At 62.8% G+C, this 23,325-nt stretch carries 19 protein-coding genes and 1 pseudogene; 12 read left to right on the top strand and 8 right to left on the bottom strand.

The window, feature by feature from the left end:
* Positions 1–257: 257 nt before the first annotated feature.
* Positions 258–629: pseudogene (locus tag EV687_RS03925) on the top strand (imelysin family protein); the annotation flags it as partial.
* Positions 630–731: 102 nt separating this feature from the next.
* Here EV687_RS03925 and lipA read toward each other — a convergent pair.
* The 4 genes from lipA to EV687_RS03905 form a co-directional block, all read right to left on the bottom strand.
* Positions 732–1,727 (bottom strand): lipoyl synthase, encoded by a 996-nt coding sequence (lipA, locus tag EV687_RS03920; protein WP_122226532.1) that lies wholly within the window; start codon positions 1,725–1,727, stop codon positions 732–734.
* Positions 1,728–1,774: 47 nt separating this feature from the next.
* Positions 1,775–2,470: a lipoyl(octanoyl) transferase LipB gene (gene lipB, locus EV687_RS03915; protein WP_122226531.1), complete on the bottom strand. Its 696-nt coding sequence runs from the start codon at positions 2,468–2,470 to the stop codon at positions 1,775–1,777.
* A gap of 73 nt (positions 2,471–2,543) precedes the next feature.
* Positions 2,544–3,593, bottom strand: a complete 1,050-nt coding sequence (lplAB, locus tag EV687_RS03910) for a lipoate-protein ligase LplAB (protein ID WP_122226530.1) — start codon at positions 3,591–3,593, stop codon at positions 2,544–2,546.
* A gap of 24 nt (positions 3,594–3,617) precedes the next feature.
* The gene (locus EV687_RS03905) at positions 3,618–3,926 is read right to left on the bottom strand and encodes a YbeD family protein (RefSeq protein WP_122226529.1); all 309 of its coding nucleotides are present in this window, start codon (positions 3,924–3,926) and stop codon (positions 3,618–3,620) included.
* A gap of 261 nt (positions 3,927–4,187) precedes the next feature.
* On the opposite strand from EV687_RS03905, the gene EV687_RS03900 reads away from it, so the two are divergent.
* The 9 genes from EV687_RS03900 (at position 4,188) to EV687_RS03860 (ending at position 11,398) form a co-directional block, all read left to right on the top strand.
* The gene (locus tag EV687_RS03900) at positions 4,188–4,676 is read left to right on the top strand and encodes an ATP synthase subunit I (RefSeq protein ID WP_122226528.1); all 489 of its coding nucleotides are present in this window, start codon (positions 4,188–4,190) and stop codon (positions 4,674–4,676) included.
* A 3-nt stretch (positions 4,677–4,679) separates the two neighbouring features.
* Positions 4,680–5,558: a F0F1 ATP synthase subunit A gene (gene atpB / locus EV687_RS03895; protein ID WP_122226527.1), complete on the top strand. Its 879-nt coding sequence runs from the start codon at positions 4,680–4,682 to the stop codon at positions 5,556–5,558.
* Between the two features lie 117 nt (positions 5,559–5,675).
* Complete coding sequence (gene atpE / locus EV687_RS03890; protein WP_122227178.1) at positions 5,676–5,930, top strand: F0F1 ATP synthase subunit C; 255 nt, start codon at positions 5,676–5,678, stop codon at positions 5,928–5,930.
* Between the two features lie 33 nt (positions 5,931–5,963).
* A complete protein-coding gene (locus tag EV687_RS03885; protein ID WP_122226526.1) occupies positions 5,964–6,434 on the top strand; it encodes a F0F1 ATP synthase subunit B in 471 nt (156 codons plus the stop codon).
* A 14-nt stretch (positions 6,435–6,448) separates the two neighbouring features.
* A complete protein-coding gene (locus EV687_RS03880; protein WP_122226525.1) occupies positions 6,449–6,982 on the top strand; it encodes a F0F1 ATP synthase subunit delta in 534 nt (177 codons plus the stop codon).
* 43 nt (positions 6,983–7,025) lie between these two features.
* A complete protein-coding gene (atpA, locus tag EV687_RS03875; protein WP_122226524.1) occupies positions 7,026–8,579 on the top strand; it encodes a F0F1 ATP synthase subunit alpha in 1,554 nt (517 codons plus the stop codon).
* 33 nt (positions 8,580–8,612) lie between these two features.
* Complete coding sequence (atpG, locus tag EV687_RS03870) at positions 8,613–9,479, top strand: F0F1 ATP synthase subunit gamma (protein WP_122226523.1); 867 nt, start codon at positions 8,613–8,615, stop codon at positions 9,477–9,479.
* 25 nt (positions 9,480–9,504) lie between these two features.
* On the top strand, positions 9,505–10,911 hold the full coding sequence (gene atpD, locus EV687_RS03865; RefSeq protein ID WP_122226522.1) for a F0F1 ATP synthase subunit beta: 1,407 nt from the start codon (positions 9,505–9,507) through the stop codon (positions 10,909–10,911).
* 70 nt (positions 10,912–10,981) lie between these two features.
* A complete protein-coding gene (locus tag EV687_RS03860) occupies positions 10,982–11,398 on the top strand; it encodes a F0F1 ATP synthase subunit epsilon (RefSeq protein WP_122226521.1) in 417 nt (138 codons plus the stop codon).
* 237 nt (positions 11,399–11,635) lie between these two features.
* Here EV687_RS03860 and EV687_RS03855 read toward each other — a convergent pair whose 3' ends face one another.
* The 4 genes from EV687_RS03855 to EV687_RS03840 form a co-directional block, all read right to left on the bottom strand.
* Positions 11,636–13,825 carry a PhoX family protein gene (locus tag EV687_RS03855; protein WP_122226520.1) on the bottom strand — a complete coding sequence of 730 codons (2,190 nt, stop codon included), beginning with the start codon at positions 13,823–13,825 and terminating at the stop codon, positions 11,636–11,638.
* Positions 13,826–13,990: 165 nt separating this feature from the next.
* Entirely contained in the window at positions 13,991–16,738 is a 2,748-nt protein-coding gene (gene metH / locus EV687_RS03850) for a methionine synthase (protein ID WP_122226519.1), read from the bottom strand.
* 111 nt (positions 16,739–16,849) lie between these two features.
* Entirely contained in the window at positions 16,850–18,214 is a 1,365-nt protein-coding gene (locus tag EV687_RS03845) for a class I SAM-dependent methyltransferase (protein WP_165392808.1), read from the bottom strand.
* A gap of 128 nt (positions 18,215–18,342) precedes the next feature.
* Entirely contained in the window at positions 18,343–20,595 is a 2,253-nt protein-coding gene (locus tag EV687_RS03840; RefSeq protein ID WP_122226517.1) for a FepA family TonB-dependent siderophore receptor, read from the bottom strand.
* Between the two features lie 274 nt (positions 20,596–20,869).
* Here EV687_RS03840 and aroC point away from each other — a divergent pair, with 274 nt between their 5' ends.
* Together aroC and EV687_RS03830 are read left to right on the top strand one after the other, a co-directional pair.
* Complete coding sequence (aroC, locus tag EV687_RS03835) at positions 20,870–21,928, top strand: chorismate synthase (RefSeq protein WP_122226516.1); 1,059 nt, start codon at positions 20,870–20,872, stop codon at positions 21,926–21,928.
* Between the two features lie 50 nt (positions 21,929–21,978).
* Positions 21,979–23,304, top strand: coding sequence for a nucleoside recognition domain-containing protein (locus EV687_RS03830; protein WP_122226515.1), 1,326 nt, complete (start codon positions 21,979–21,981; stop codon positions 23,302–23,304).
* Positions 23,305–23,325: the final 21 nt, after the last annotated feature.

Here is a 23,325-nt window from a genome sequence, read left to right as displayed (position 1 = left end):
ACAGGCGGCAGGGCCAAGCATAGCGCCAAAAAGACCATGGGCGGGACGACTCAGCCATGAAGAAAGGGGCAGAGGCACGAATGCGCTGGGCCAAAGACGCGCTGGGCCGGAGCATTTTTCATGAATGGAAGGGATTGTCATTGCCAATCTTGTCTTTTGGGCTGCATGCCCAGTGACGGGCGACTACCACTGCGCCACATGGTCCCGGCTGGCAAGGCCTTGCGCCGTCAACTTCCGGCGTTCGCATGCAATTCCCTATGCTCTTCACCGCAGCCGCGCTTGCCTGCGTGGCCTTTCTGAACGCCCATGCCAGTGCCTCCGCTGAAGCGGTCGTGGCTACCTACGCGGACATGGCCCAGGCCGGCTACGAGGATTCTCTCAGGACTGCGCAAGTGCTGGACAAGGCCATCGCCGCGCTGATCGCCAAACCGAGCGAGGCCACGCTGGCCGCAGCGCGCCAGGCCTTGTTGGCAGCGCGCGTACTCTAGCAGCAGGCCGAGGTGTTCCGCTTCGGCAACCCGCTGGTGGACGGCTTGGAGGGCAAGGTCAATTCCTGGCCGCTGGATGAAGGCATGATCGACTACGTCGATGCATCGTATGGCCCCGAGTCCGACGCCAATGCCTATTTCGAGGCCTGGGCGGCCGGAGTCTGAATACACTGGGCGTCGCCCTTCACCGCGCGTGGCTGCGGTGTCAGTGCCCATCATCTGAGCTCGCCGTTGCGTTCTCTGCTATTGATGGCTGACAGGCACGCCAGCGGCTTCGGCCTGCTTGTCGGCGTGGTACGAACTGCGCACCAGCGCGCCGACGGCGGCGTGCGTGAAGCCCATCTTGTAGGCTTCCTCCTCGAACATGCGGAAGGTATCCGGGTGCACGTAGCGCTGCACCGGCAGGTGGCTGTTGGAGGGCGAGAGATACTGGCCGATGGTCAGCATGTCGATGTGGTGCGCGCGCATGTCGCGCATGACTTCCAGGATTTCCTCGTCGGTCTCGCCCAGGCCGACCATCAGGCCGCTCTTGGTCGGCACCGTCGGGTGCAGCTCCTTGAATTTCTTCAGCAGGTTCAGGCTGAACTGGTAATCCGAGCCGGGACGCGCCTGCTTGTAGAGCCGAGGCACGGTCTCCAGGTTGTGGTTCATCACGTCCGGCGGGGCGGCTTTGAGGATGTTCAGCGCGCGGTCGTCACGGCCGCGGAAGTCGGGCACCAGGATCTCGATCTGCGTCTGTGGCGAGAGTTCGCGGGTGCGCTGGATGCATTCGACATAGTGACCGCTGCCGCCATCGCGCAGGTCGTCGCGGTCCACACTGGTGATGACCACGTATCTGAGCTTGAGGGCGGCAATCGTCTTGGCGAGATTGAGGGGTTCATCGACGTCGAGCGGGTCGGGCCGGCCGTGGCCGACGTCGCAGAACGGGCAGCGGCGCGTGCACTTGTCGCCCATGATCATGAAGGTTGCCGTGCCTTTGCCGAAACACTCGCCGATGTTCGGGCAGCTGGCTTCCTCGCAGACCGTGTGCAGATTGTGCTCGCGCAGAATCTGCTTGATCTCGTAGAAGCGCGTGGTGGGGGAGCCGGCCTTGACACGGATCCACTCGGGCTTCTTCAAGGCTTCGGTCTGCACCACCTTGACAGGAATGCGGGAGAGCTTGGCGGCGGCCTTCTGCTTGGCGGTGGGGTCGTAGCTGGCGGCGGGGGCGGCGTCGCGGACAACTGGCGTCGTACTCATGGATGGTGGTGTTTCGCTCTTCGGGTGGGGTGAAAATCGCCGGTCCGTCAGGGGACAAGCCGACGCGCCAGCTCCTCTGCGAGCGCCTCGGCAGCCTGCTGCCAGTCGATGACCACGCCTATTGTAGTGAGATCGACCGTTTGCAGTCCGGCATAGCCGCAAGGATTGATGTGCGTATAGGGCTGCAGATCCATGTCCACATTGAGCGCCAGCCCATGGTAGGTGCAGTGGCGCTGCACCTTGATGCCCAACGCGGCGATCTTGCCCAGGCCGTCGAATACCGGCTGTGGCGGCGGGCTGCCCGGCAGGCGCCGCTGTGGACGCTGGGCCAACATGGCGTGGCTGAACGGATCGGTCGGCCGCACGTAGATGCCCGGCGCACCGGCCACGCGGTGGCCGACCACTTGCCACTGGGCCAGTGTGCGGATGACGGCTTCCTCCAGCCGGAATACGTATTCCTTGACAAGATATCCGGTCCGCTGCAGGTCGATCAAGGGGTAAGCCACCACCTGGCCGGGGCCGTGGTAGGTGATCTGGCCGCCCCGGTTGGTGGCCACGACCGGAATGCCCGCATTCGCATCGAGCAGATGTTCGGCGCGGCCAGCCACGCCCTGGGTGTAGACGGGCGGGTGCTGGCAAAGCCACAGCTCATCCTCGGTGGAGGGATCGCGACCGGCCGTGAAGCGCTGCATGGCCGTGATGGTATCGGCGTAGTCGGCGGTGCCGAGAAAACGGATTTGCATGGATGGGTTGGGGAAGGGCTCCAGTGACGGTTGCAGTGCACCAAAGCCGTGCAACTGGCGCGGGCTGTCAGGATCAGGGCACGTGGCGAAGCCAGGCCTCGGTCTTGAACTTCTCGGACACCAGCTGCTCGGCAGCCGCGAATTCCTCGGCAGTGATGTTGCCGGCACTGCCGCCATGGAGTGCGATGAACGTCTGCTTCATGCGGGCGATCACCTCGGCGCGCGGCAGGCCGGTCTGGCTGCGCAGCGGGTCAACCCGCTTGACGGCACTGGCCGTGCCTTTGTCGCTGAGCTTTTCACGGCCGATGCGCAGTACCTGGACCATTTTCTCGGCGTCCATGTCATAGGACATGGTGACGTGATGCAGCACCGCACCACCGGCAAAGCGTTTCTGGGCGGCACCGCCGATCTTGCCCTTGGGGCTGGTGATGTCGTTGAGCGGCTTGTAGCTGGCATCGATGCCCAGCGACTGCAGCGCTTGCAATACCCACTGATCGAGAAACGCGTAGGATTCGGCGAAGCTCATGCCTTTGACCAGTTCTCCGGGCGCATAGAGCGAATAGGTCACGGCCGAACCGGGTTCGACGAACATGGCGCCACCACCGGTGATGCGGCGCACCACCTCGACGCCCAGCCGCTCGGCTGCGGGCAGGTCCACCTCGTTCATCAGCGACTGGAAGGTGCCGAGGATGATGGCCGGCGACTGCCATTCCCAAAAACGCAGTGTCGGCGCGCGCCGGCCGGCCGCCACCTCGGTGCCGAGCACCTGGTCGAGCGCCAGATGCATGGCCGGGGAGAGTGGCGGGGCCTCGATGATCTGCCAGTCCAGGTCGCGCCAGCCCCGCTCCAGCCCCTGGGCGCGGCGTGTGGCGATTGCCACTGCCTCGGCGCTGAAGCCGATCAACGCGGCGTCCGGTCGCAGCCCGGTCTCGATGCTGCTCACCAGTTCGGCCACGCTCGCGCCGGCGGGCTGGCCTTCGAGTGCGGCGCGGATGTCCTCCAGCGCCTCGGGTGGCTCCAGGAAAAAGTCACCGGCCACCTGCACGTTCCGCAGGCGGCCATCCATGACGTCCAGATCGACGACGACCAGCTTGCCGCCACGAACCTTGTATTCACCATGCATGGTGGATCACTCCGGCAATGTGGGTCAGAGCACGACCTGAATCAGTTCGTGGCTGGAGAGCTCGCGGTAGATGGCATCGAGCTGCTCGCGGCTGGTGGCGGTGATGGTAATGGTCACGCCCAGGTACTTGCCGGTCTGGCTTTCACGCAGCTCGATGGTGGCGTCGTCGAAGAACGGGTCGTGCTTGCGGGCAATGCCGGTGACGACGGGCACGAGGTCGTCATGCTTGAGTCCCATGGCCTTGATGGGAAAGGCACTGGGGTATTCGATCAGCGTGTCCTGGCGCGAGGCGGGCTCAGGTGGCGTGTTGGGCGCAGAGGGGATGTTCGACATGCGGAAGTCTCCGTGCTGCAAGGCCCCCTTCCGAGGAAGCATCCTGCAGCCATTGATGATCAGATGCATCGATTATGCCCCGCGATGCCCCGCGCGGTTGCGGCGCACGACCGCTGGTGGCCGATCCCCGTGGCCGGGCAGGGCGGGCCAAAGCGTTGGGCGGAAAGTCCGCCGAGATCGCACGCCATTGTTGCTGGAGGCCGGGAAAACCCCCCTATAATGCCGAGGTTTGTAAACTTTGCTTGAACGCTTTCGGAAGCCATGGTGACCAGTGACAATGACCGGGATCCTTGGCTTGGTGATGAGGAGCAGGACGACGAAGCGCATCCGGCTCCGCTGGATGCGCGGCAGGCAGCAGCATGGCGGTCGCGGCATCGGGCTGTCTCTCCGTCGCGGGTGCTGCTCTGGCAGTGCATGGCAGGCTGGCTGGCTGTAATGCTGACTTGGTCGCTGGCGGAAAGTTCCGCGGCGCCGCTGTCCGTTGCGTATGGTGTGCTGGCCATTGTCTTGCCAGCGTTCCCGTTTGCAATGGCCATCGTGCGCGGGCATTCGCTTGCCGCGCTGGTGGTCTGGGAGTTCGTGAAACTGATGCTGAGCGTCATGCTGTTGTTGCTGGCGCCGGTGGTCTTGGGTGAGGTTGTCTGGCTGGCGTTGCTGGCTGGGGTGATCGTCACAATCAATATGTACTGGATTGCGCCGCTCTGGCTGGCGCGTTCCGGAAGTGTGCAGGCTGATTTGAAGAAGAGTTGACTTATGGCAGCAGGAGCAGAAGGACCAACCCCCAGCGAGTACATCGTCCACCACTTGCAGAACTGGACCAATGTCAAGCAGGGATTCATCGTCGACTTTTCCGTCGTCAACATCGATTCGATCGTCATCGGCCTGATTCTCGGCGCGCTGGTGCTGTTCGTGCTGTGGCGCGCGGCCCGCAAGGCCACGCCCGGTGTGCCGGGGCGCTTCCAGGCCGCAGTCGAGCTGTTGGTCGAGATGGTCGACGGTCAGGCCAAGGCCAACATCCACAGTGCCGAGAGTCGCAAGTTCATTGCTCCACTGGCATTGACGGTGTTTCTCTGGATCTTCGTGATGAACGCGATGGACCTGATTCCAGTCGATCTGTTGCCACATCTGTGGGGCAAGGCGCACGAGGCGGCTGGTGGCGATCCGCATCATGCCTATCTGCGTGTCGTGCCGACGGCGGACCTCTCCACCACCTTTGGCCTTTCGTTCGCGGTGCTGCTGCTGTGCCTGTACTACTCGGTCAAGATCAAGGGTGTGGGCGGCTGGGCGCATGAACTGGTGACGGCGCCGTTCGGCACCAGCAAGAATCCGATCTTTGCCTTCATCCTGGGCATTGTGAACCTGGTGATGCAGATCATCGAATATGTCTCCAAGACGGTTTCGCACGGCATGCGGCTCTTCGGCAACATGTATGCTGGTGAACTGGTGTTCATGCTGATTGCGCTGATGGGTGGCTATGCGGCACTCTCGTTTGGCGGCGCGCTTTTGGGTGTCGGTCATGTCGTTGCCGGTACCATCTGGGCCATCTTCCACATTCTGGTGATCACGCTGCAGGCATTCATCTTCATGATGCTGGCGTTGATCTATCTGGGTCAGGCGCACAGCGCGCACTGATCACTGCTCTTCCTTTTGCTGGCGGCTGGCAGGCCGGCCGCCAGCGGCACTGGTTTCGTTTTTCCCTTTCCCTTTTCTTTTCAACCTCCACTAACTGAAGGATAAATCATGGAAATCATCGGCAACATCAACGGCTTGGTCGCTCTGGCTTGTGGTCTGATCGTCGGTCTGGGCGCTATCGGTGCTTCGATCGGTATCGCCTTGATGGGCGGCAAGTTCCTCGAGTCTTCCGCACGCCAGCCTGAGCTGATCAACGACCTGCAAACCAAGATGTTCATTCTGGCCGGTCTGATCGACGCCGCCTTCCTGATCGGTGTGGCCATTGCTCTGCTGTTCGCATTCGCAAACCCCTTCATCGCCGGCCTCGCCTGATTCCGTTCAACGCCACGCAAGAAAGGTGTTGCCGTGAATATCAACTCAACACTGTTCTTTCAGGCCATTGTCTTTCTGATCCTGGTGTGGTTCACGATGAAATTCGTGTGGCCGCCGATCGCCAAGGCTCTGGATGAAAGGGCGCAGAAAATCGCCGATGGTCTTGCCGCTGCCGACAAGGCCAAGACCGAGCTGGCCGCTGCGAATCAGCGCGTCGAGCAGCAACTGACCGCATCTCGCAACGAGACCGCGTCGCTGCTGGCCGATGCCGAGCGCCGTGCCCAGGCCATCATCGACGAAGCAAAGAGCCGTGCCAACGTGGAAGCCGACAAGATCGTCGCCACTGCGCACGCCGACGCCCAGCAGCAACTGGTGCAGGCCCGCGAGGCACTGCGTGACCAGGTGGCCGTATTGGCCGTCAGTGGTGCCGAACAGATCCTGCGCCGCGAAGTCAATGCCCAAGTGCATGCCGATTTGCTCAATCGTCTGAAAACCGAACTGTAAGAGGGGGCTTACTTATGGCAGAACTGGCCACAATCGCCCGTCCTTATGCCGAGGCATTGTTCAAGGCGACTTCGGGTGCCGATGCGGCTGCTGCGCAGCAGTGGCTCGATGCTTTTGCATTGATCGCGGCGGACCCCGATGTGGAGCGTATTGCCAATAGTCCCAATGTCAGCCGTCAGCAGTTGCTGGACCTGTTTGCAGGGGCTGTGAAGGCGGACTTGCCGGCAACCGTGCGCAACCTCCTGTCCATCGTCATCGATAATGGGCGCCTGCCTGCCTTGCCGCAGGTAGCAGCCCAGTTCCATGACCTTGTCAATGGCCGGGAAGGTGCTGCCGATGCCGTGGTGTACAGCGCGTACCCCATTTCGGACGCCGAACTCGACGGATTGCGTCAAACACTCGAGAAGCGCTTTGGCCGCAAGCTGAACCTGTCCGTGCAACTGGACGAGTCGCTGATCGGTGGAGTCCGGGTCGTCGTGGGTGATGAGGAGCTCGACACCTCCGTCAAAGCCCGTTTGGAACAAATGAAAACTGCGCTAACTGCCTGACAAGGCGTTGGCACAGGTCCCTAACAGCAACAAGGAACGAGTCATGCAACTCAATCCCGCAGAAATTTCCGAGCTGATCAAAAGCCGCATCGAAGGCCTGGAATCCAGTGCCGACGTGCGCAACCAGGGCACCGTGGTCTCCGTGACCGACGGTATCGTGCGCGTGCATGGCCTCTCCGAGGTGATGCAAGGCGAAATGCTGGAATTCCCTGCCGACGCCAGCGGCCAGCCCACCTACGGCCTGGCACTGAACCTCGAGCGCGATTCCGTCGGTGCCGTGATCCTGGGGGCTTACGAGCACATCTCCGAAGGCAATACCGTCAAGTGCACGGGTCGCATTCTGGAAGTGCCCGTGGGCCCCGAGTTGATCGGCCGCGTGGTCAATGCGCTGGGCCAGCCGATCGACGGCAAAGGGCCGATCGATGCCAAGTTGACCGACGTGATCGAAAAGGTCGCGCCCGGCGTGATCGCGCGCCAGTCGGTCGACCAGCCGCTGCAGACCGGCCTGAAGTCCATTGACGCGATGGTGCCGATCGGCCGTGGCCAGCGCGAGCTGATCATCGGCGACCGCCAGACCGGCAAGACCGCCGTCGCCATCGACGCCATCATCAACCAGAGGGGCCAGGGCGTCACCTGCATCTACGTGGCGATCGGCCAGAAGGCTTCCTCGATCAAGAACGTGGTGCGGGCGCTGGAGCAGGCCGGTGCGATGGACTACACCATCGTGGTCGCCGCCACGGCTTCCGAATCCGCCGCCATGCAGTACGTGTCGGCCTATTCCGGCTGCACGATGGGTGAATACTTCCGCGATCGCGGCCAGGACGCGCTGATCGTTTATGACGATCTGTCCAAGCAGGCCGTGGCCTACCGCCAGGTCTCGCTGCTGCTGCGCCGCCCGCCCGGCCGCGAAGCCTACCCGGGCGACGTGTTCTATCTGCACTCACGCCTGCTCGAGCGTGCAGCCCGCGTCAGCGCCCACTACGTGGAAGAGTTCACCAAAGGTGAGGTCAAGGGCCAGACCGGTTCGCTGACGGCGCTGCCGATCATCGAAACCCAGGCCGGTGACGTCTCCGCCTTCGTGCCGACCAACGTGATCTCGATCACCGATGGCCAGATCTTCCTGGAAACGAACCTGTTCAATGCCGGTATCCGCCCCGCCATCAACGCCGGTATCTCGGTCTCGCGCGTCGGTGGTGCGGCCCAGACCAAGCTGATCAAGAGCCTCTCGGGCGGTATCCGTACCGATCTGGCGCAGTACCGTGAACTGGCGGCCTTCGCGCAGTTCGCTTCCGATCTGGACGAGGCAACCCGCAAGCAGCTCGACCGCGGTGCCCGCGTGACCGAATTGCTCAAGCAGGCGCAGTACAGCCCGCTGAACATCGCGCTGATGGGCGCTTCGCTGTTCGCCGTCAACAAGGGCTATCTGGACGACATCGACGTCAAGCGCGTGCTGGACTTCGAAAAGGGCCTGCACCAGTACCTGCAGACTTCCTACGGCGCGCTGCTGGACAAGCTGCTGGAGAAAAAGGCGCTGGACAAGGACTCGGAAGCCGAACTGACCGCCGCCATCGAATCCTTCAAGAAGTCGTTCGCCTGATTGCGGGCAGTGCGTCACTAACAGGAGTTTTCTATGGCAGCAGGAAAGGAAATACGCGGCAAGATCAAATCGGTGGAAAACACCAAGAAGATCACCAAAGCCATGGAAATGGTGGCCGCGTCCAAGATGCGCAAGGCGCAGGAGCGCATGCAGGCTGCACGTCCCTACAGCGACAAGATCCGCAACATCGCCGCCCACTTGGCGGAAGCCAACCCCGAGTATCGCCACCCCTTCATGGTGGAGAACGATGCCAAGGCCGCTGGCGTGATTGTGGTGACAACCGACAAGGGACTGTGCGGCGGCCTCAACACCAACGTGCTGCGTGCCGTCACCAACAAGATCACCGAGTTGCAGGGCAAGGGTGACGCGGTGCGCGCCGTGGCCATTGGCAACAAGGGCCTGGGCTTTCTCAACCGCATCGGCGCCACCGTGGTGGCCAATGCCACCGGCCTGGGCGATGCCCCGCGCCTGGAGGCCCTGATCGGTCCGGTCAAGGTGTTGCTCGATGCGTATGTGGCCGGTGAGATCAGCGCGGTGTACCTGAGCTACACCCGCTTCATCAACACCATGCGCCAGGAAGCGGTGGTCGAGCAGTTGCTGCCGCTGCAGCCGCAGCACCTGGAGACCACGGGCAAGAAGAACGACTGGGACTACATCTATGAGCCGGATGCCCAATCCGTCATCGATGAATTGCTGGTGCGTTACGTCGAATCGCTGATCTACCAGGCTGTTGCCGACAACATGGCTTCCGAGCAGTCGGCCCGCATGGTGGCCATGAAGGCGGCCACGGACAATGCCGGCAACGTGATCAACGAACTCAAGCTCGTCTACAACAAGACACGTCAGGCAGCGATCACCACGGAGCTCTCCGAGATCGTCGCCGGTGCGGCCGCCGTTTAAACATATAGATTGATTGGGAACACAAATGGCTCAAGCAGAAGGAAAGATTGTTCAGTGTATTGGCGCCGTGGTGGACGTGGAGTTTGCCCATGGGTCCGTACCGAACGTGTATGACGCGCTCAAGCTCGAAGGCTCGCCGCTGACACTGGAAGTGCAGCAGCAGCTTGGCGACGGCGTGGTGCGCACCATCGCGCTGGGTTCGTCCGACGGCCTGCGTCGCGGTCTGACGGTGGTCAACACCGGCAACCCGATCACCGTGCCAGTCGGTCCCGCCACGCTGGGCCGTATCATGGACGTGCTCGGCAACCCGATCGACGAGCGCGGCCCGGTTGACCAGGCGCACACCGCTTCGATCCACCGCAAGGCCCCGGCCTATGACGAGCTGTCGCCGTCGCAGGAACTGCTGGAAACCGGCATCAAGGTGATTGACTTGGTCTGCCCGTTCGCCAAGGGCGGCAAGGTGGGCCTGTTCGGTGGTGCCGGCGTGGGCAAGACCGTCAACATGATGGAGCTCATCAACAACATCGCCAAGGCGCACTCGGGCCTGTCGGTGTTCGCCGGCGTGGGCGAGCGTACCCGCGAAGGCAACGACTTCTACCATGAAATGTCGGATGCCAAGGTGGTGAACCAGGAGAACCTGGCCGAATCGAAGGTGTCCATGGTCTACGGCCAGATGAACGAGCCGCCGGGCAACCGTCTGCGCGTGGCCCTCACGGGCCTGACCATCGCCGAGTCCTTCCGTGACGAAGGCCGTGACGTGCTGTTCTTCGTGGACAACATCTACCGCTACACGCTGGCCGGTACCGAAGTTTCGGCACTGCTGGGCCGCATGCCGTCGGCTGTGGGCTACCAGCCGACGCTGGCCGAGGAAATGGGCAAGTTGCAAGAGCGCATCACCTCGACCAAGACCGGCTCGATCACCTCGATCCAGGCCGTGTACGTGCCGGCCGATGACTTGACCGACCCGTCGCCTGCCACCACCTTCGCCCACTTGGACTCCACGGTGGTACTCTCGCGTGACATCGCTGCGCTGGGTATCTATCCCGCCGTCGATCCGCTCGACTCGACCAGCCGCCAGCTCGACCCGGCCGTGGTCGGCGAGGAACACTACCAGGTGGCCCGTTCGGTGCAAGGCACGCTGCAGCGCTACAAGGAACTGCGCGACATCATCGCGATTCTGGGTATGGACGAACTGGCACCGGAAGACAAGCTGACGGTGGCCCGCGCCCGCAAGATCCAGCGTTTCCTGTCGCAGCCGTTCCACGTGGCCGAAGTGTTCACCGGCGCACCCGGCAAGTATGTGCCGCTGTCGGAAACCATCCGCGGCTTCAAGATGATCACCAACGGCGAAGTGGATCACCTGCCCGAGCAGGCGTTCTACATGGTTGGCACCATCGACGAAGCCATCGAGAAGGCCAAGAAGCTGGCTTGATGCCCCGTTGGCAGGCCGGATGCGCCGCGGCGCCCGGCCTTGCCATTCACCCCATTGAGAAGGAAAGCCAATGAGCACCATTCACGTCGATGTGGTCAGCGCCGAGGAATCGATTTTCTCTGGCGAGGCCAAGTTCGTGGCGCTGCCGGGCGAGTCGGGCGAGCTGGGCATTCTGCCCCGCCATGTCCCGCTGATCACCCGCATCAAGCCGGGTTCCGTGCGCATCGAGCTGCCTGATGGCACGGAGGAGTTCGTGTTCGTGGCCGGTGGCATCCTGGAAGTGCAGCCCGATTGCGTGACCGTGCTGTCGGACACTGCCGTGCGAGGCTCCGACCTGGATGAGGAAAAGGCGCAGAAGGCCAAGCAGGCCGCCGAGGACGCGCTGCGCAACGCCAAGGATTCGATCGATCTGGCTGCCGCCCAGTCCGAGCTGGCCGTGCTGGCTGCCCAGATTGCCGCGCTGCGCAAGTATCGCCGCAAGCACTGACACAAGGGCGCTCGCGGGTCGCGACCCGCAACGCCATTCCAGAAGCCGCAGCATGCAGATGCCGCGGCTTTTTTTCGGTTCATCGCAGAACTCGTGGACGTGCCGGCCTTCTGGCGGAGATGCGGCATTGTGCACAGGCCAGTCCGTTGTTGATGTGAAAGCGGCCGCATGCCTTCGCATGCGGCCACTGTTTTCTCAGCTCCGCGCATGGTTGGCGGAGCGCCGGGCGCGAGCCGGTCAGAGGCCGACCGGACCGCCGTCGTCGCGGGTGATCACCAGCGTGGCCGAGCGCGGCCGACTGTTGCCGCCGTCCGGCCAGTGGCTTTGGAATTGGCTTGGATCACCGATGTCGGCGTCGGCGGTGTCCTCGCCCGGATGCTGGATGTTGACGAACAGCGCACGGCCGTCGCCGGATTCGGCAATACCGGTGAGCTCGCAGCCGAGCGGGCCGACCAGGAAGCGGCGCAGGCCTTCGTCGCCGGGCTGCTTGCCGACGAAGGTGGCCTGCTGGGCCGACTTTTCGCCATCGCTGTTGGTGATGGTTGCGGCACTGCCATCGCCGACCTCGCCGGGCAGCGCGGCCAGCAGCATGCAGTTGGTCACGTCGGTATAGGCGCCGTCGTCGGTTTCCAGCCACAGCAGGCCGGGATTGGCTTCGCTGAACCACAGGCCATCGGGGCTGGAGAAGTCGTTGGCATCGCTCAGCGCCGATATGTTGACATTCTCCGGCGCGGTCGAACGCGCGCCGAACAGGTACACATCCCACTGGAAGCTGGTGGCGGCGGGATTCTTGCCGGTATCGGCGAAGCGCACGATGTGGCCGTTCGGGTTGCCCTTCTGGTCCTTGCCATCCTTCGGGTCGTTGTACGAGCGGGGGTTGGCGGCATTGGTGCCATCGACCGGACGATGGCTGGCGTTGCTGTTGGTCAGCGTCAGGTAGACGTCCCCGGTATTGGGGTTGATGGAGGTCCACTCGGGGCGGTCCATCTTGGTGGCGCCCAAGGCGTCGGCGGCGAAACGCGCGTTGATGTAGACGTCGGCCTCGTCGGCGAAGGTGTAGCCGGCGTAGCCGCTGATGGCTGCGTTGGCCAGCGTCAGATGCAACCACTCGCCGCTGCCGTCCTCATTGAACCTGGCGACGTAGAGCCTGCCCTTGTCCATGTACTTGTCGCCGGCGGCCGTGCCCTTTCCGATGTCGGCCGGATCCCAGACGGCGTCGGAGACGAACTTGTACAGGTATTCGCTGCGCGAGTCGTCGCCCATGTACCAGACCAGCGGCTTGCCGGCCTCGACCGGCCCCAGCGCCGCGCCCTCGTGGCCGAAACGGCCCAGCGCGGTGCGCTTCTTGGGCGTGCTGTTCGGGTTGAACGGATCAATCTCGACCACCCAGCCATAGGTGAATGGCCCGTTGCGGTAGTCCTGCGTGGCGCTGGCGCCACGCACCTCGGCATTCCAGCGGTTGTACAGGTCCTCGTCGGCAACGGTGGCCCACAGTTCACGGCCGGCGCCGTTGACGCCGTAACGGCCGAAGCTGGCCAGTTCGCGTGCGCCGTGGCCATCCTTGTTGACCAGGCGGAAGTAGCCGGCCCAGTTTTCCTCGCAGGTCAGGTAGGTACCCCATGGCGTGGTGCCGTTGGCGCAATTGTTGACGGTGCCCCGGGTATAGGCCCCGTTGGGCGAGTACTTGGTCCTGACATGATCGGTGCCGGCAACCGGGCCGGACAGCTTCATCTCGGTCAGCGTGTGCACGCGGCGGTTGAACAACGAGGCCTGGTCGTAGGACCATTGACCGGAGGCGTTCTTGCTCACCTCGATCACGCTGACGCCATGCAGATAGAACTCGCGCAGCACCTCATCGGCGCTGCTGCGGCGCGCCTGGGTACCGCTGCCCTCGGTGGTCTGGCCCGTGGGGTGCAGGAAGATCGGCGTGATGGCTTCGTGGTTCATCACCAGCAGTCCGCGGTCGCTGGCGCTCGGGTGCCACTTGCCGGCAGCATCGATGCCGAAGAAGGTCATGCCGTCGTGATGATCGCCGGCGCGGTACTCATATGTGCGAGCGTCATCGGAGCCGTCGTTGCGGTAGGCCGCCACGTCGCTGGCAATCGGATCGCCGAGGCGATACAACACGGTGGCGGTGTAGCCGGCCGGCACGGTCACCACGTCGTTCAGGTGCTTGGCAACCGGATTGAAGCCGAGCTTGAGGCCGCTTGGCGTATCGGGGTTGACGGGCGTGACGGCATCGTCATCGCTGTCGCCGCCACAGGCGGCCAGCAGGGCGGCACCGCCGCTGGCGAGACCCCAGCCAAGCAGGCGGCGGCGGCTCATGCGGGCGGCGGCGATGTCGTTGAGGGAGAGGTTCCCGGTGCGGTTGTGGCCGATCTCGTCCGGATCGATGGCAGGCATGCCAAGCGCGACTTTCTCAGTCATCGTGTTACTTCCTTCGTGGTTCATTTCGTTGCGACGGACCATGCGGGCTGGCGTGTCCAGTCCCGGCATGCTCAGCGCCGCACTGTATGAAGCGAATATGACGAAGCGATGAAATGAATGAGAATATGAAATCAAAAAGGACCGCGAGCGGGCGCGGCCCCGATCTCAATCCGCCAGCACCGGTGCCAGCAGCTGCCGCAGGCTTGCCTCGTCCATGCCGCGGCGCCGGACTATGTCCTGGAATTGGTCCTCGCCGATCTTGCCGAGCGTGAAATAGGTGCTCTCGGGATGGGCGATGTAGAAGCCGCTGACGCTCGACGCCGGCCACATTGCCAGGCTCTCTGTCAGGCTCATGCCGATCTCGCCGGCCTGCAGGGTCTCGAACAGCGGTGTCTTGGCACTGTGGTCCGGGCAGGCGGGGTAGCCCGGGGCAGGGCGGATGCCTTGGTACTTCTCGGCGATGAGCTCATCGTTGCCGAGCGATTCGCCGCTGGCGTAGCCCCACAAGTCGGTGCGCACGCGCCAGTGCAGGTACTCGGCAAAGGCCTCCGCCAGGCGGTCGGCCAGGGCCTTGAACATGATGCCGGAGTAGTCGTCCAGCGAGCGCTGGAATTCCTGCTCCTTCTTCTCCATGTCGAGCCCGGCGGTGACGGCGAACAGGCCGACATAGTCCGCCACGCCGGACGCCTTGGGCGCAACGAAGTCGGCAAGGCAGCGGCTCGGGCGCATCACGCCATTGATGGCCTGCTTGGGGGCCTGCTGACGCAGGCCATACCAGGTCATCAGCACTTTCTCGCGCGATTCATCGGCATAGATCTCGATGTCGTCGTCGCCCACGACGTTGGCCGGGTACAGCCCGACCACGCCACTGGCCTTGAGCCAGCGGCCTTCGATGATTCTGCGCAGCATGGCCTGGCCATCGGCAAAGACCCGGGTGGCTTCTTCGCCCACGATTTCGTCTTCCAGAATGGCGGGGAAGGGGCCAGCCAAGTCCCAGGTCTGGAAGAACGGGCCCCAGTCAATGAAGGGCTCCAACTCGGCCAGATCAAGGTTCCTGAAGATGCGCCGGCCCAGCGCGCGGGGCACCGTGGGCCGATAGGCCTGCCAGTCGATCGGCGTCTTGTTGGCCCGTGCCTTGGCCAGCGGCCACAGCTCAAGCGGTTTCTTGTTGGCATGCTGCCTGCGCACTTTTTCGTAGTCGGCCAGCAACTCGTCAATGAACTTGCGCGCGCCATCGCCCAGCAGGTTTTGCGCCACACCCACGCTGCGCGAGGCATCGGGCACGTAGACGACCGGGCCTTCGTAGTGGGGTGCGATCTTCACAGCCGTGTGCACACGGCTGGTGGTGGCGCCGCCGATCAGCAGTGGAATGCCGCGCTCCTTGAACCAGCCGTCCTTCTGCATCTCGCTGGCGACGTATTGCATTTCTTCCAGGCTGGGCGTGATCAGGCCCGATAGGCCAACGATGTCGGCACCTTCTTCCTTGGCCCTGGCGAGGATCTCGTGGCAGGGCACCATCACGCCCATGTTGACGACCTCGAAATTGTTGCATTCGAGCACCACCGAGACGATGTTCTTGCCAATGTCGTGCACGTCGCCCTTGACGGTGGCCATGATGATCTTGCCGTTGGTCCTGACCTCCGCGCCGGATTCGCGCATCAGGCGCTTTTCCTCCTCGATGTACGGAATCAGGTGGGCCACGGCCTGCTTCATCACGCGGGCGGACTTGACCACCTGCGGCAGGAACATCTTGCCGGCGCCGAACAGGTCGCCGACGATGTTCATGCCGTCCATCAGCGGCCCTTCGATGACGTGCAGCGGCCGCCCGCCCTTGGCGAGAATCTGCTGGTAGGCCTCTTCGGTGTCCTCGGTGATGAACTCGGTGATGCCCTGCACCAGCGCATGTGCCAGGCGCTTCTCGACCGGCACGGGATTCTCGGGCGTGCCGCGCCATTCGTACTTCTTGCTGTCGTCCTTGGCTTTGCCCTTGGCGTTCTCGGCGATCTCCACCAATCGTTCGCCGGCATCGGGGCGACGGTTGAGAATCACGTCCTCGACGCGCTCGCGCAGTTCGGGGTCCAGGTCGTCATAGACGCCGACCATGCCGGCATTGACGATGCCCATGTCCATGCCAGCCGAAATCGCATGGTAGAGGAACACGGTGTGGATGGCCTCGCGCACCGGGTCGTTGCCGCGGAAGCTGAAACTGACGTTGGAGACGCCACCCGAGACCTTGGCGCCGGGCAGGTGCTGCTTGATCCAGCGCACCGCCTCGATGAACTCGACGGCGTAGTTGTCGTGCTCTTCGATGCCGGTGGCCACCGCGAAGATGTTGGGATCGAAGATGATGTCCTCGGGCGGGAAAGCTACTTCATCGATCAGGATGCGATAGGCGCGCTCGCAAATCTCGATCTTGCGCGCATAGGTGTCGGCCTGGCCTTTTTCGTCGAAGGCCATGACCACGGCCGCCGCGCCGTAGCGTTTGATCAGCCGTGCCTCGTGCTTGAATTTCTCGACGCCTTCCTTCATCGAGATGGAATTGACGATCCCCTTGCCCTGGATGCAGCGCAAACCCGCCTCGATCACCTCCCACTTCGATGAATCGACCATGATCGGCACACGCGCGATGTCGGGCTCCGAGGCGATCAGGTTCAAAAAGCGCACCATCGCAGCCTTGGAGTCGAGCATGGCCTCATCCATATTCACGTCGATGATCTGCGCGCCGTTCTCGACCTGCTGGCGCGCCACGGCAAGCGCCTCTTCATACTGGCCGTTCAGGATCATGCGCGCGAACGCCTTCGAGCCGGTGACGTTGGTGCGCTCGCCGATGTTGACGAAGAGGCTGTTCTCGTCGATGAGGAGCGGCTCCAGGCCGGAAAGGCGCAAAGGTGGTGGTGGCGTGGTGTGGAGCATTGGGCAGCGAAATTTTTAGGACAGCCTGCGCGCTGCCGATGATCGGCGCAGCGCGCAGGCCGCTATTTTGCCAGTCTGCGAAGGGGGCTTGATTTCGGCAGGCGAGTCGGTTCAGGCGCTGCCCTGAGGCATGGCCGTAGCGGCATGGGCATCGATGTGCCAATCACCGAGACCGGCATCCTTCAGCACCTGCTGAAGCCGCTGGCAGCGTTGCTCAATCTCTTCCAGATCGGTCGAGGTCGGAGAGCGGATAAAGCGAATCCAGCCCGCCCAGGCCAGAACCTGCAGGACCTGGTTGATGAAGCCCGGGTTGCCTGCGTATGCCGGCAGCGATGCGAGTTCGGCATAACTTCTGGGTGCGTCTTGGACCGCCTCAAGCAGAGGCTGGACTTGGGCGAACGGGATGTCAACCGGACCGATACGTGTCGATAGCACCAGGTGTTGGCCGCTGGTCAGTTCGCCGAGCCGCGCCGGTGGCGCCAGCATGACTTTTTGCCGCAGCAGGGCCTGACGATGCTCTGACAGGTCTAGACGATTCGTGGCAAGTGATGATCGCGCCTTCTGAAAGATGTCCATGCGCGAGTTCTGGTTGCGGGCGATATCCCGAACAGTCTCCAGCAACAGTGCGTCCGCACCTTGTTGCCGCAACTGCTGGACGATGGGTTGCACCTGCGCCGGCAGTGAAACGGCATCGATGTTGTCCAGAGGCATGGCGCTGCCGGCCCATTCGCAGCCAATGCTGGTAAAGCTCTGCAAGATGTCGGCAGCATGAAAAGCCTGCCAGTGCTCGTTCAGATACTCATGCGCCAAGGCAGCATCGCTGCCGGCGCTGGCTTGTTGCATGTCACGGGCGGCGGCGGGATGTTCGACAAAGTAACCTGCGCCGGCCTGCTCTAGGCTCAGCAACAGATTCATGCCGTTGCGGGCCTGGGCGGCGCTGTCGCCTGGGTGACCACGCGCCATCAGACGCAGTAACCGCTGTGCAGCGCTGAATGAGGCGGCGCCTGGTTGGCTCATGTACGACAGGTAGGCCACACCGCTAGGCCTGAGTTGCTGCGCGACGATGCGTTCAACGGCCTTGCGGACGGGCTCGCCGACCCAGGAGTAGACCCCGTTGCAGACGATGAAGTCTCGCTTCGGTGGCGATGTGCTGTTTTCGGCATCGGCTGCGGCCTCGATACTCTGGCAGATGAAATCGACGTTGGCAAGCCCAGCCCGCGTCGCCAGAGCAGTGGCCCGTTCGATTTCCCGTTGGCTGAGGTCGATGCCGGTGAAATGGGCCGCGGGATGGTTGGCGGCGGCCACCAGCGTGCTCAGCCCCGCGCCGCAGCCCAGCTCAAGCCAATCAAACGCTTGATCAACATCCGGTGCGAGGCGTCCCAGTGAGGTCAGTGTGCTGCCGAGCCACAACGGCATGAGTTCCCTGACAAACTGGGCGGGATAGGTGACATCGGTGACATAGGCACCGTTTTCCAAGTTTGGGCGTTGGGCGTTCTGCATAACCTGAACATACTATGAAAAAGACCACGACCAGCGCGGTGCGCAAGCCGTGGTCCTTTGGAGGCCTTGGCCGCTGAACAGCGCAAGGCGACTGAACCAGTTGGTTAGAACGATGCTGTTAGCGACAGGTAGTAGGCGCGGCCGGGTTCGTTGTATGTCGCTGCACCGGCGCCGGAAGAGACGCTTTCGCGGAACAGGCGCTTGTCGAACAGGTTTTTGACGCCGACGTTGGCACGCAGGTTCTTGTTCAGTTTGTATTGCGTAGCGAGGCCGAACAGGTGGTATGAGCCACGTTCGTTGAGTGCGTCACCAGTGGCATTTGCGCCGCCTTGGGTGAGGCTTCGGGGCTCCTGTTTGCCATAGAAGGTGGCGGTCAGCTGGGCGGACCACTGCGGATCGATCTGCCAGTCCAGCGTGCTGTTGATGGTGTACTTCGGAATGATCGACAACGGCTGGTCGGTGGTTTTGTTCTTGTTCTCAATCATGTAGGTGAAGTTGTTGATCAGCTTCAGTTTGTCGCCATGCTGGCCTAGCAGCGGCACATTCAGATTGCCTTCGAATCCTTGAACCACCGCCTTGGCCGCATTGCTCCAGCGGAAGATTCGCGAGTTGCCGGAACTGGCCGGGGATCCCTGATCAAACATGTCCGCATGGATCTTGTTCTTGTAGTCATTGTGGAAATACGTCAGGCTGGCATCCAAACCGGTTGCTCCGTTGAAGGCGATACCGATTTCCTTGTTGACGCTGGTCTCGGCCTTCAAATTGTCATTGCCTTGGATATAGCAGCCGCCACCCTGATTGGGGTAATTGGACGGGCAGCCATTGCCCATCGTGTAGTACAGATAGTTCGGATTGGACTGGTACAGGTTGGGTGCCTTGAAAGCGCGGGCAATGCCGCCCTTGAGACTGATCGTGTCGCTCAGATACCACGAGGCGTTCAGGCTGGGGCTCCAATTGTTGCCGAAGTCGTCGTGGTGGTCGAAACGTACGCCCGGCGTCAGGATCAGGGTATTGGTCATCTCGATGTTGTCCTCCAGGTACAAAGCCCATGAAGTGGCGCTGGACGAGCCGTCGCGGTCGTTGCCGAGACCCGGGACGCCGCCGCCGGAACTGGCGGATTGAGTGACTGCAAACGGATCGTCCAGGCTCTGGTGCCGAGCCTCGACGCCCCATGTCACGACTTGGTTCTTGCCGGCCAGCGCCAGTGGCGTGTTTAATTCGGACTGGAAGAAGGTGTTTTCCAGTTCCGACTTGACCTTGTCGGTGGAGTTGATCGTGCCTTCGCCGCTACCAGCCAGCCCGGTGGGAGCATAGCGGCGGTCCGTGCCTTCGTACTGCAGCAGCGTGCGCGAACTGTTCTTGCCCCAGCGGCCGCGGTGCGTAACGGAGGCGGTGCGGCGAATGGTGCTGTTGGTTTCTGCTCCCGCATTGGCCAGTTCGGCAATCATGTCATTGCCGCTGGCGCTGATGGGACGTTCCCCAGCGTAGATGTTGCCTTGGCGGCTGAAGCCGGCCTCGAATTCCAGCACTTGCTCGGGCGTCAGGTCCCAGCGCAGCAAGCCATTGATGTCGCGGTTGCGCACACCCTCCCGACCGGCAGGGGGAACGGTGGAGTCTGTCAGGTCCACTCCGGAGGCCGCAGCGTTCAGCCCGGGTTCGTCGGCACTGGTCTTCGCGACGTTTCCGTACACGCGAAACGACAAGTCCTTTGCTACCGGGCCCGAAAGGTTGAAGCCCAGACGCCGTGTGTCCTGCTCCTCTCCATGTTGGGGGAAGTCGGCATAAGCAGTCACGGAACCGGTGAACTTATCGCCTGGCTTCTTGGTGATGATGTTGACCACGCCACCGGCCGCGCCGGAGCCATAGCGTGCTGCAGCCGGCCCGCGGATGACTTCGATGCGTTCGATAGACTCGGCGGGAACCCAGTTCGAATCGCCACGGGTGTCGCGTTCGCCGCTGCGTCCCATCCGTACGCCTTCACGCGATAGCACTGGCTTGCCGTCAATCAGGATCAAGGTGTTCTCTGGACCCATGCCGCGCAGGTCGATTTGCCGATTGTTGCCGTACTGACCGGAAGAACTGTTTCCGGTCAAGTTCACGCCAGGCTGGGTACGTACCAGTTCCGAGATGTCGTTCGCTGGTGGACGCTTGTCGATATCTTCGCTTGTGATGACGGATGAGCCCAGCGATTGTTTCACTTCGTCTTCCGCGGTGCCCAGCACCGAGACCTCATTGAGTTGCTGCACTTCGTCGGTGGCTTGCGCCATCGCGCTCATGGCGGACGCGGAAAGGCAGGAGGCTACGGCGACCGAGATCAGACGGCGACGGTGGCTGTGGGATACGGATGGGATAGGCATGGTACGAGCGGCTCCTGATGGTTCCATTGAAAGTGCCAAAAATTGTAATAAAAATAGAAATAAGTCTCAATGTTGAGGCTGGTTTTGTGTGAGTTCTGGATGGCAAACACTATGGATTGATGCTTGCTTCCAGCCAACTGTCGTCGACTTACAACAGATTGCTAATGTGAGTCATTGCTTCTTCGTCCATCGCGAGTGATTGCTGTTGAAGAAGTTGCAGTCACATCAGAGGATGGCGCCGGCAAAGGATGATGAGGCGATAATGCGGTTCACTATGAGCGGCAGCACCCTAGGAACCCTTTTTCGCGTCACCAACTTCGGTGAGTCCCACGGCCCGGCCATCGGCTGCGTGATAGACGGCTGCCCGCCGGGCATGTCGCTGGCGGAGGCCGACATCCAGCAGGAGCTCGATCGCCGGCGTCCGGGCACCAGCCGCTTCGTGACGCAGCGCAATGAGCCCGATGCGGTCGAGATTCTTTCGGGCGTTTATGAAGGCCAGACCACCGGCACACCGATCGCGCTGCTGATCCGCAACACCGATCAGCGCAGCAAGGACTATGGCGAGATCGCCCGGCAGTTTCGCCCGGGCCATGCCGATTACACCTACTGGAACAAGTACGGCATCCGTGATCCGCGCGGCGGTGGGCGCTCGTCGGCGCGGTTGACGGCACCTACGGTGGCGGCGGGCGCGGTGGCCAAGAAATGGCTGGCCGAGCACCATGGCACGCAGTTCCATGGTTTCATGACGCAACTGGGCTGCATCGACATCCCCTTCGAGTCGATGGACTACGTGGGGCAGAACCCATTTTTTGCACCGGTGCATGACACCGAGGCCCTTGAGCAGTACATGGATGGCCTGCGCAAGAGTGGCAATTCCTGCGGTGCGGTGATCCGTGTCATTGCCCGCGGCGTGCCGGCCGGGTGGGGCGAGCCGCTTTATGACAAGCTCGATGCCGACATCGCCTATGTGATGATGGGCCTCAATGCCGTCAAGGGCGTGGAGATCGGCGCGGGTTTCGCCAGTGCGCGCCAGCTTGGCAGCGAGCACGGCGATGCCATCGCTCCCGAAGGGTTCGCCAGCAACCATGCGGGCGGCATTCTGGGCGGCATCAGCACCGGGCAGGACATCGACGTGAAGATCGCCATCAAGCCCACCAGTTCGATCCTGACGCCACGCCCGTCGATCGATGTCGATGGCAGCGTGGTCGAGGTGGTCACCAAGGGGCGCCACGACCCCTGCGTCGGCATCCGTGCCGCGCCCATTGCCGAAGCCTTGCTGGCGCTGGTGCTGATGGACCATGCGCTGCGCCATCGCGCGCAGAACGGCGACTGACCGGGGTGAGCGAGGCTGCAGCCTGACCGAATCACTGACCCACACGTGCCATGAACATCGTCTTCCTGCTGATCGTGGTCACTGCCTTTGCGGCAGCGGCATGGCGGCAGTGGCATTTCGTGCCGTCGGATGGGGCTGAGGCGGTCTCCAGCCCGATGGAGGCTCTCTCGAGCGGCATGGTGGCCTCGGCCACGGGCGCTATCGAGCTGGCCATTGGTCTGGTGGGGGTGATGGCCCTGTTCCTCGGCCTGATGAAGGTGGCCGAGGAGGGCGGCATGCTGGTCATCATTGCCAAGTTGATCCGGCCTCTGATGGTGCGGCTGTTCCCGCAGGTGCCGGCCAACCACCCGGCCATGGGGGCGATGATTCTGAACATGTCGGCCAATGCGCTGGGACTGGGCAACGCCGCCACGCCGTTCGGCATTCGCGCCATGCAGGCGCTCGATGCGCTCAACCCGCGCCCTGGCACCGCCACCAACGCCATGGCCATGTTCCTGGCCATCAACACTTCGGGGGTGACCTTGCTGCCCGCCAAGGTGATTGCGATCCGGGCCGCCTCGGGCTCGATGGATCCGGCCGGCATCCTGCCCACCACCTTGTTTGCCACGGTGGTTTCGACGCTGGCGGCGATTGCCGCGGCGCTGCTGTTCCAGCGTTTCTTTCCGGTGGGCCAGCCGACGGCCGAGGAACTGGCGATGGCCCGGCCCTGGGTCGCTGATGCACAAGCCGTAGCGCTGCCGGCTGCTTCGACGCAGGCCGCGGCAGAGGACGTCAGCGCCTACCCGCTTTGGGTCTGTATCCTGGCGCTCGGCTGCATCGTGCTGGCGATTCCTGCCACGATTTTCTGGGGCAAGGTGATCGCGCCCTGGATCGTGCCGACCATGATGCTGGGCTTTCTGGTCTTCGGCTGGCTGCGGGGTGTGCGCATCTACGAGGCGTTTGTCGAAGGTGCGAAGGACGGCTTTGGCGTGGCGCTGCGCATCATGCCTTACCTGGTGGCGATTCTGGTGGCGGTCGGCATGTTGCGCGCCAGTGGCGCACTGGACGTGATCGTGGGCACGCTGGCGGTGGTGACGGCGCCGCTGGGCCTGCCGGCCGAGGCGTTGCCGATGGCCTTGCTGCGGCCGCTGTCGGGCTCGGGGGCGTATGGGGTGATGACAGCCACGCTGACCGATCCGGCCATCGGTCCGGACAGCTACGTGGGCTATCTGGTCTCCACCATCATGGGCTCGTCGGAGACGACCTTCTATGTGCTGGCCGTGTATTTTGGTGCCGTGCAGGTACGGCGTATCCGCCACACACTGCTGGCGGCATTGACCGCCGATGTGGTCGCCGTCGTTGCCTCAGTGGCGATTTGCCGCTACCTGTTTACCTGATGACCTGATCGTCTGGACCGT

It is taken from the genome of Corticibacter populi, from assembly GCF_004217315.1.
Taxonomy (GTDB): domain Bacteria; phylum Pseudomonadota; class Gammaproteobacteria; order Burkholderiales; family Burkholderiaceae_C; genus Lampropedia; species Lampropedia populi.
Note: the sequence above shows the minus strand (reverse complement) of the source record. Positions and strands in the feature narration are given on the sequence as shown.

Bases quoted from the DNA above. Each gene is read 5' to 3' on its own strand.
- lipA (WP_122226532.1), bottom strand. From the start codon at position 1,727: ATGAGTACGACGCCAGTTGTCCGCGACGCCGCCCCCGCCGCCAGCTAC.
- lipB (WP_122226531.1), bottom strand. From the start codon at position 2,470: ATGCAAATCCGTTTTCTCGGCACCGCCGACTACGCCGATACCATCACG.
- lplAB (WP_122226530.1), bottom strand. From the start codon at position 3,593: ATGCATGGTGAATACAAGGTTCGTGGCGGCAAGCTGGTCGTCGTCGAT.
- EV687_RS03905 (WP_122226529.1), bottom strand. From the start codon at position 3,926: ATGTCGAACATCCCCTCTGCGCCCAACACGCCACCTGAGCCCGCCTCG.
- EV687_RS03900 (WP_122226528.1), top strand. From the start codon at position 4,188: ATGGTGACCAGTGACAATGACCGGGATCCTTGGCTTGGTGATGAGGAG.
- atpB (WP_122226527.1), top strand. From the start codon at position 4,680: ATGGCAGCAGGAGCAGAAGGACCAACCCCCAGCGAGTACATCGTCCAC.
- EV687_RS03880 (WP_122226525.1), top strand. From the start codon at position 6,449: ATGGCAGAACTGGCCACAATCGCCCGTCCTTATGCCGAGGCATTGTTC.
- atpA (WP_122226524.1), top strand. From the start codon at position 7,026: ATGCAACTCAATCCCGCAGAAATTTCCGAGCTGATCAAAAGCCGCATC.
- atpG (WP_122226523.1), top strand. From the start codon at position 8,613: ATGGCAGCAGGAAAGGAAATACGCGGCAAGATCAAATCGGTGGAAAAC.
- atpD (WP_122226522.1), top strand. From the start codon at position 9,505: ATGGCTCAAGCAGAAGGAAAGATTGTTCAGTGTATTGGCGCCGTGGTG.
- EV687_RS03860 (WP_122226521.1), top strand. From the start codon at position 10,982: ATGAGCACCATTCACGTCGATGTGGTCAGCGCCGAGGAATCGATTTTC.
- EV687_RS03855 (WP_122226520.1), bottom strand. From the start codon at position 13,825: ATGACTGAGAAAGTCGCGCTTGGCATGCCTGCCATCGATCCGGACGAG.
- metH (WP_122226519.1), bottom strand. From the start codon at position 16,738: ATGCTCCACACCACGCCACCACCACCTTTGCGCCTTTCCGGCCTGGAG.
- EV687_RS03840 (WP_122226517.1), bottom strand. From the start codon at position 20,595: ATGCCTATCCCATCCGTATCCCACAGCCACCGTCGCCGTCTGATCTCG.
- aroC (WP_122226516.1), top strand. From the start codon at position 20,870: ATGAGCGGCAGCACCCTAGGAACCCTTTTTCGCGTCACCAACTTCGGT.
- EV687_RS03830 (WP_122226515.1), top strand. From the start codon at position 21,979: ATGAACATCGTCTTCCTGCTGATCGTGGTCACTGCCTTTGCGGCAGCG.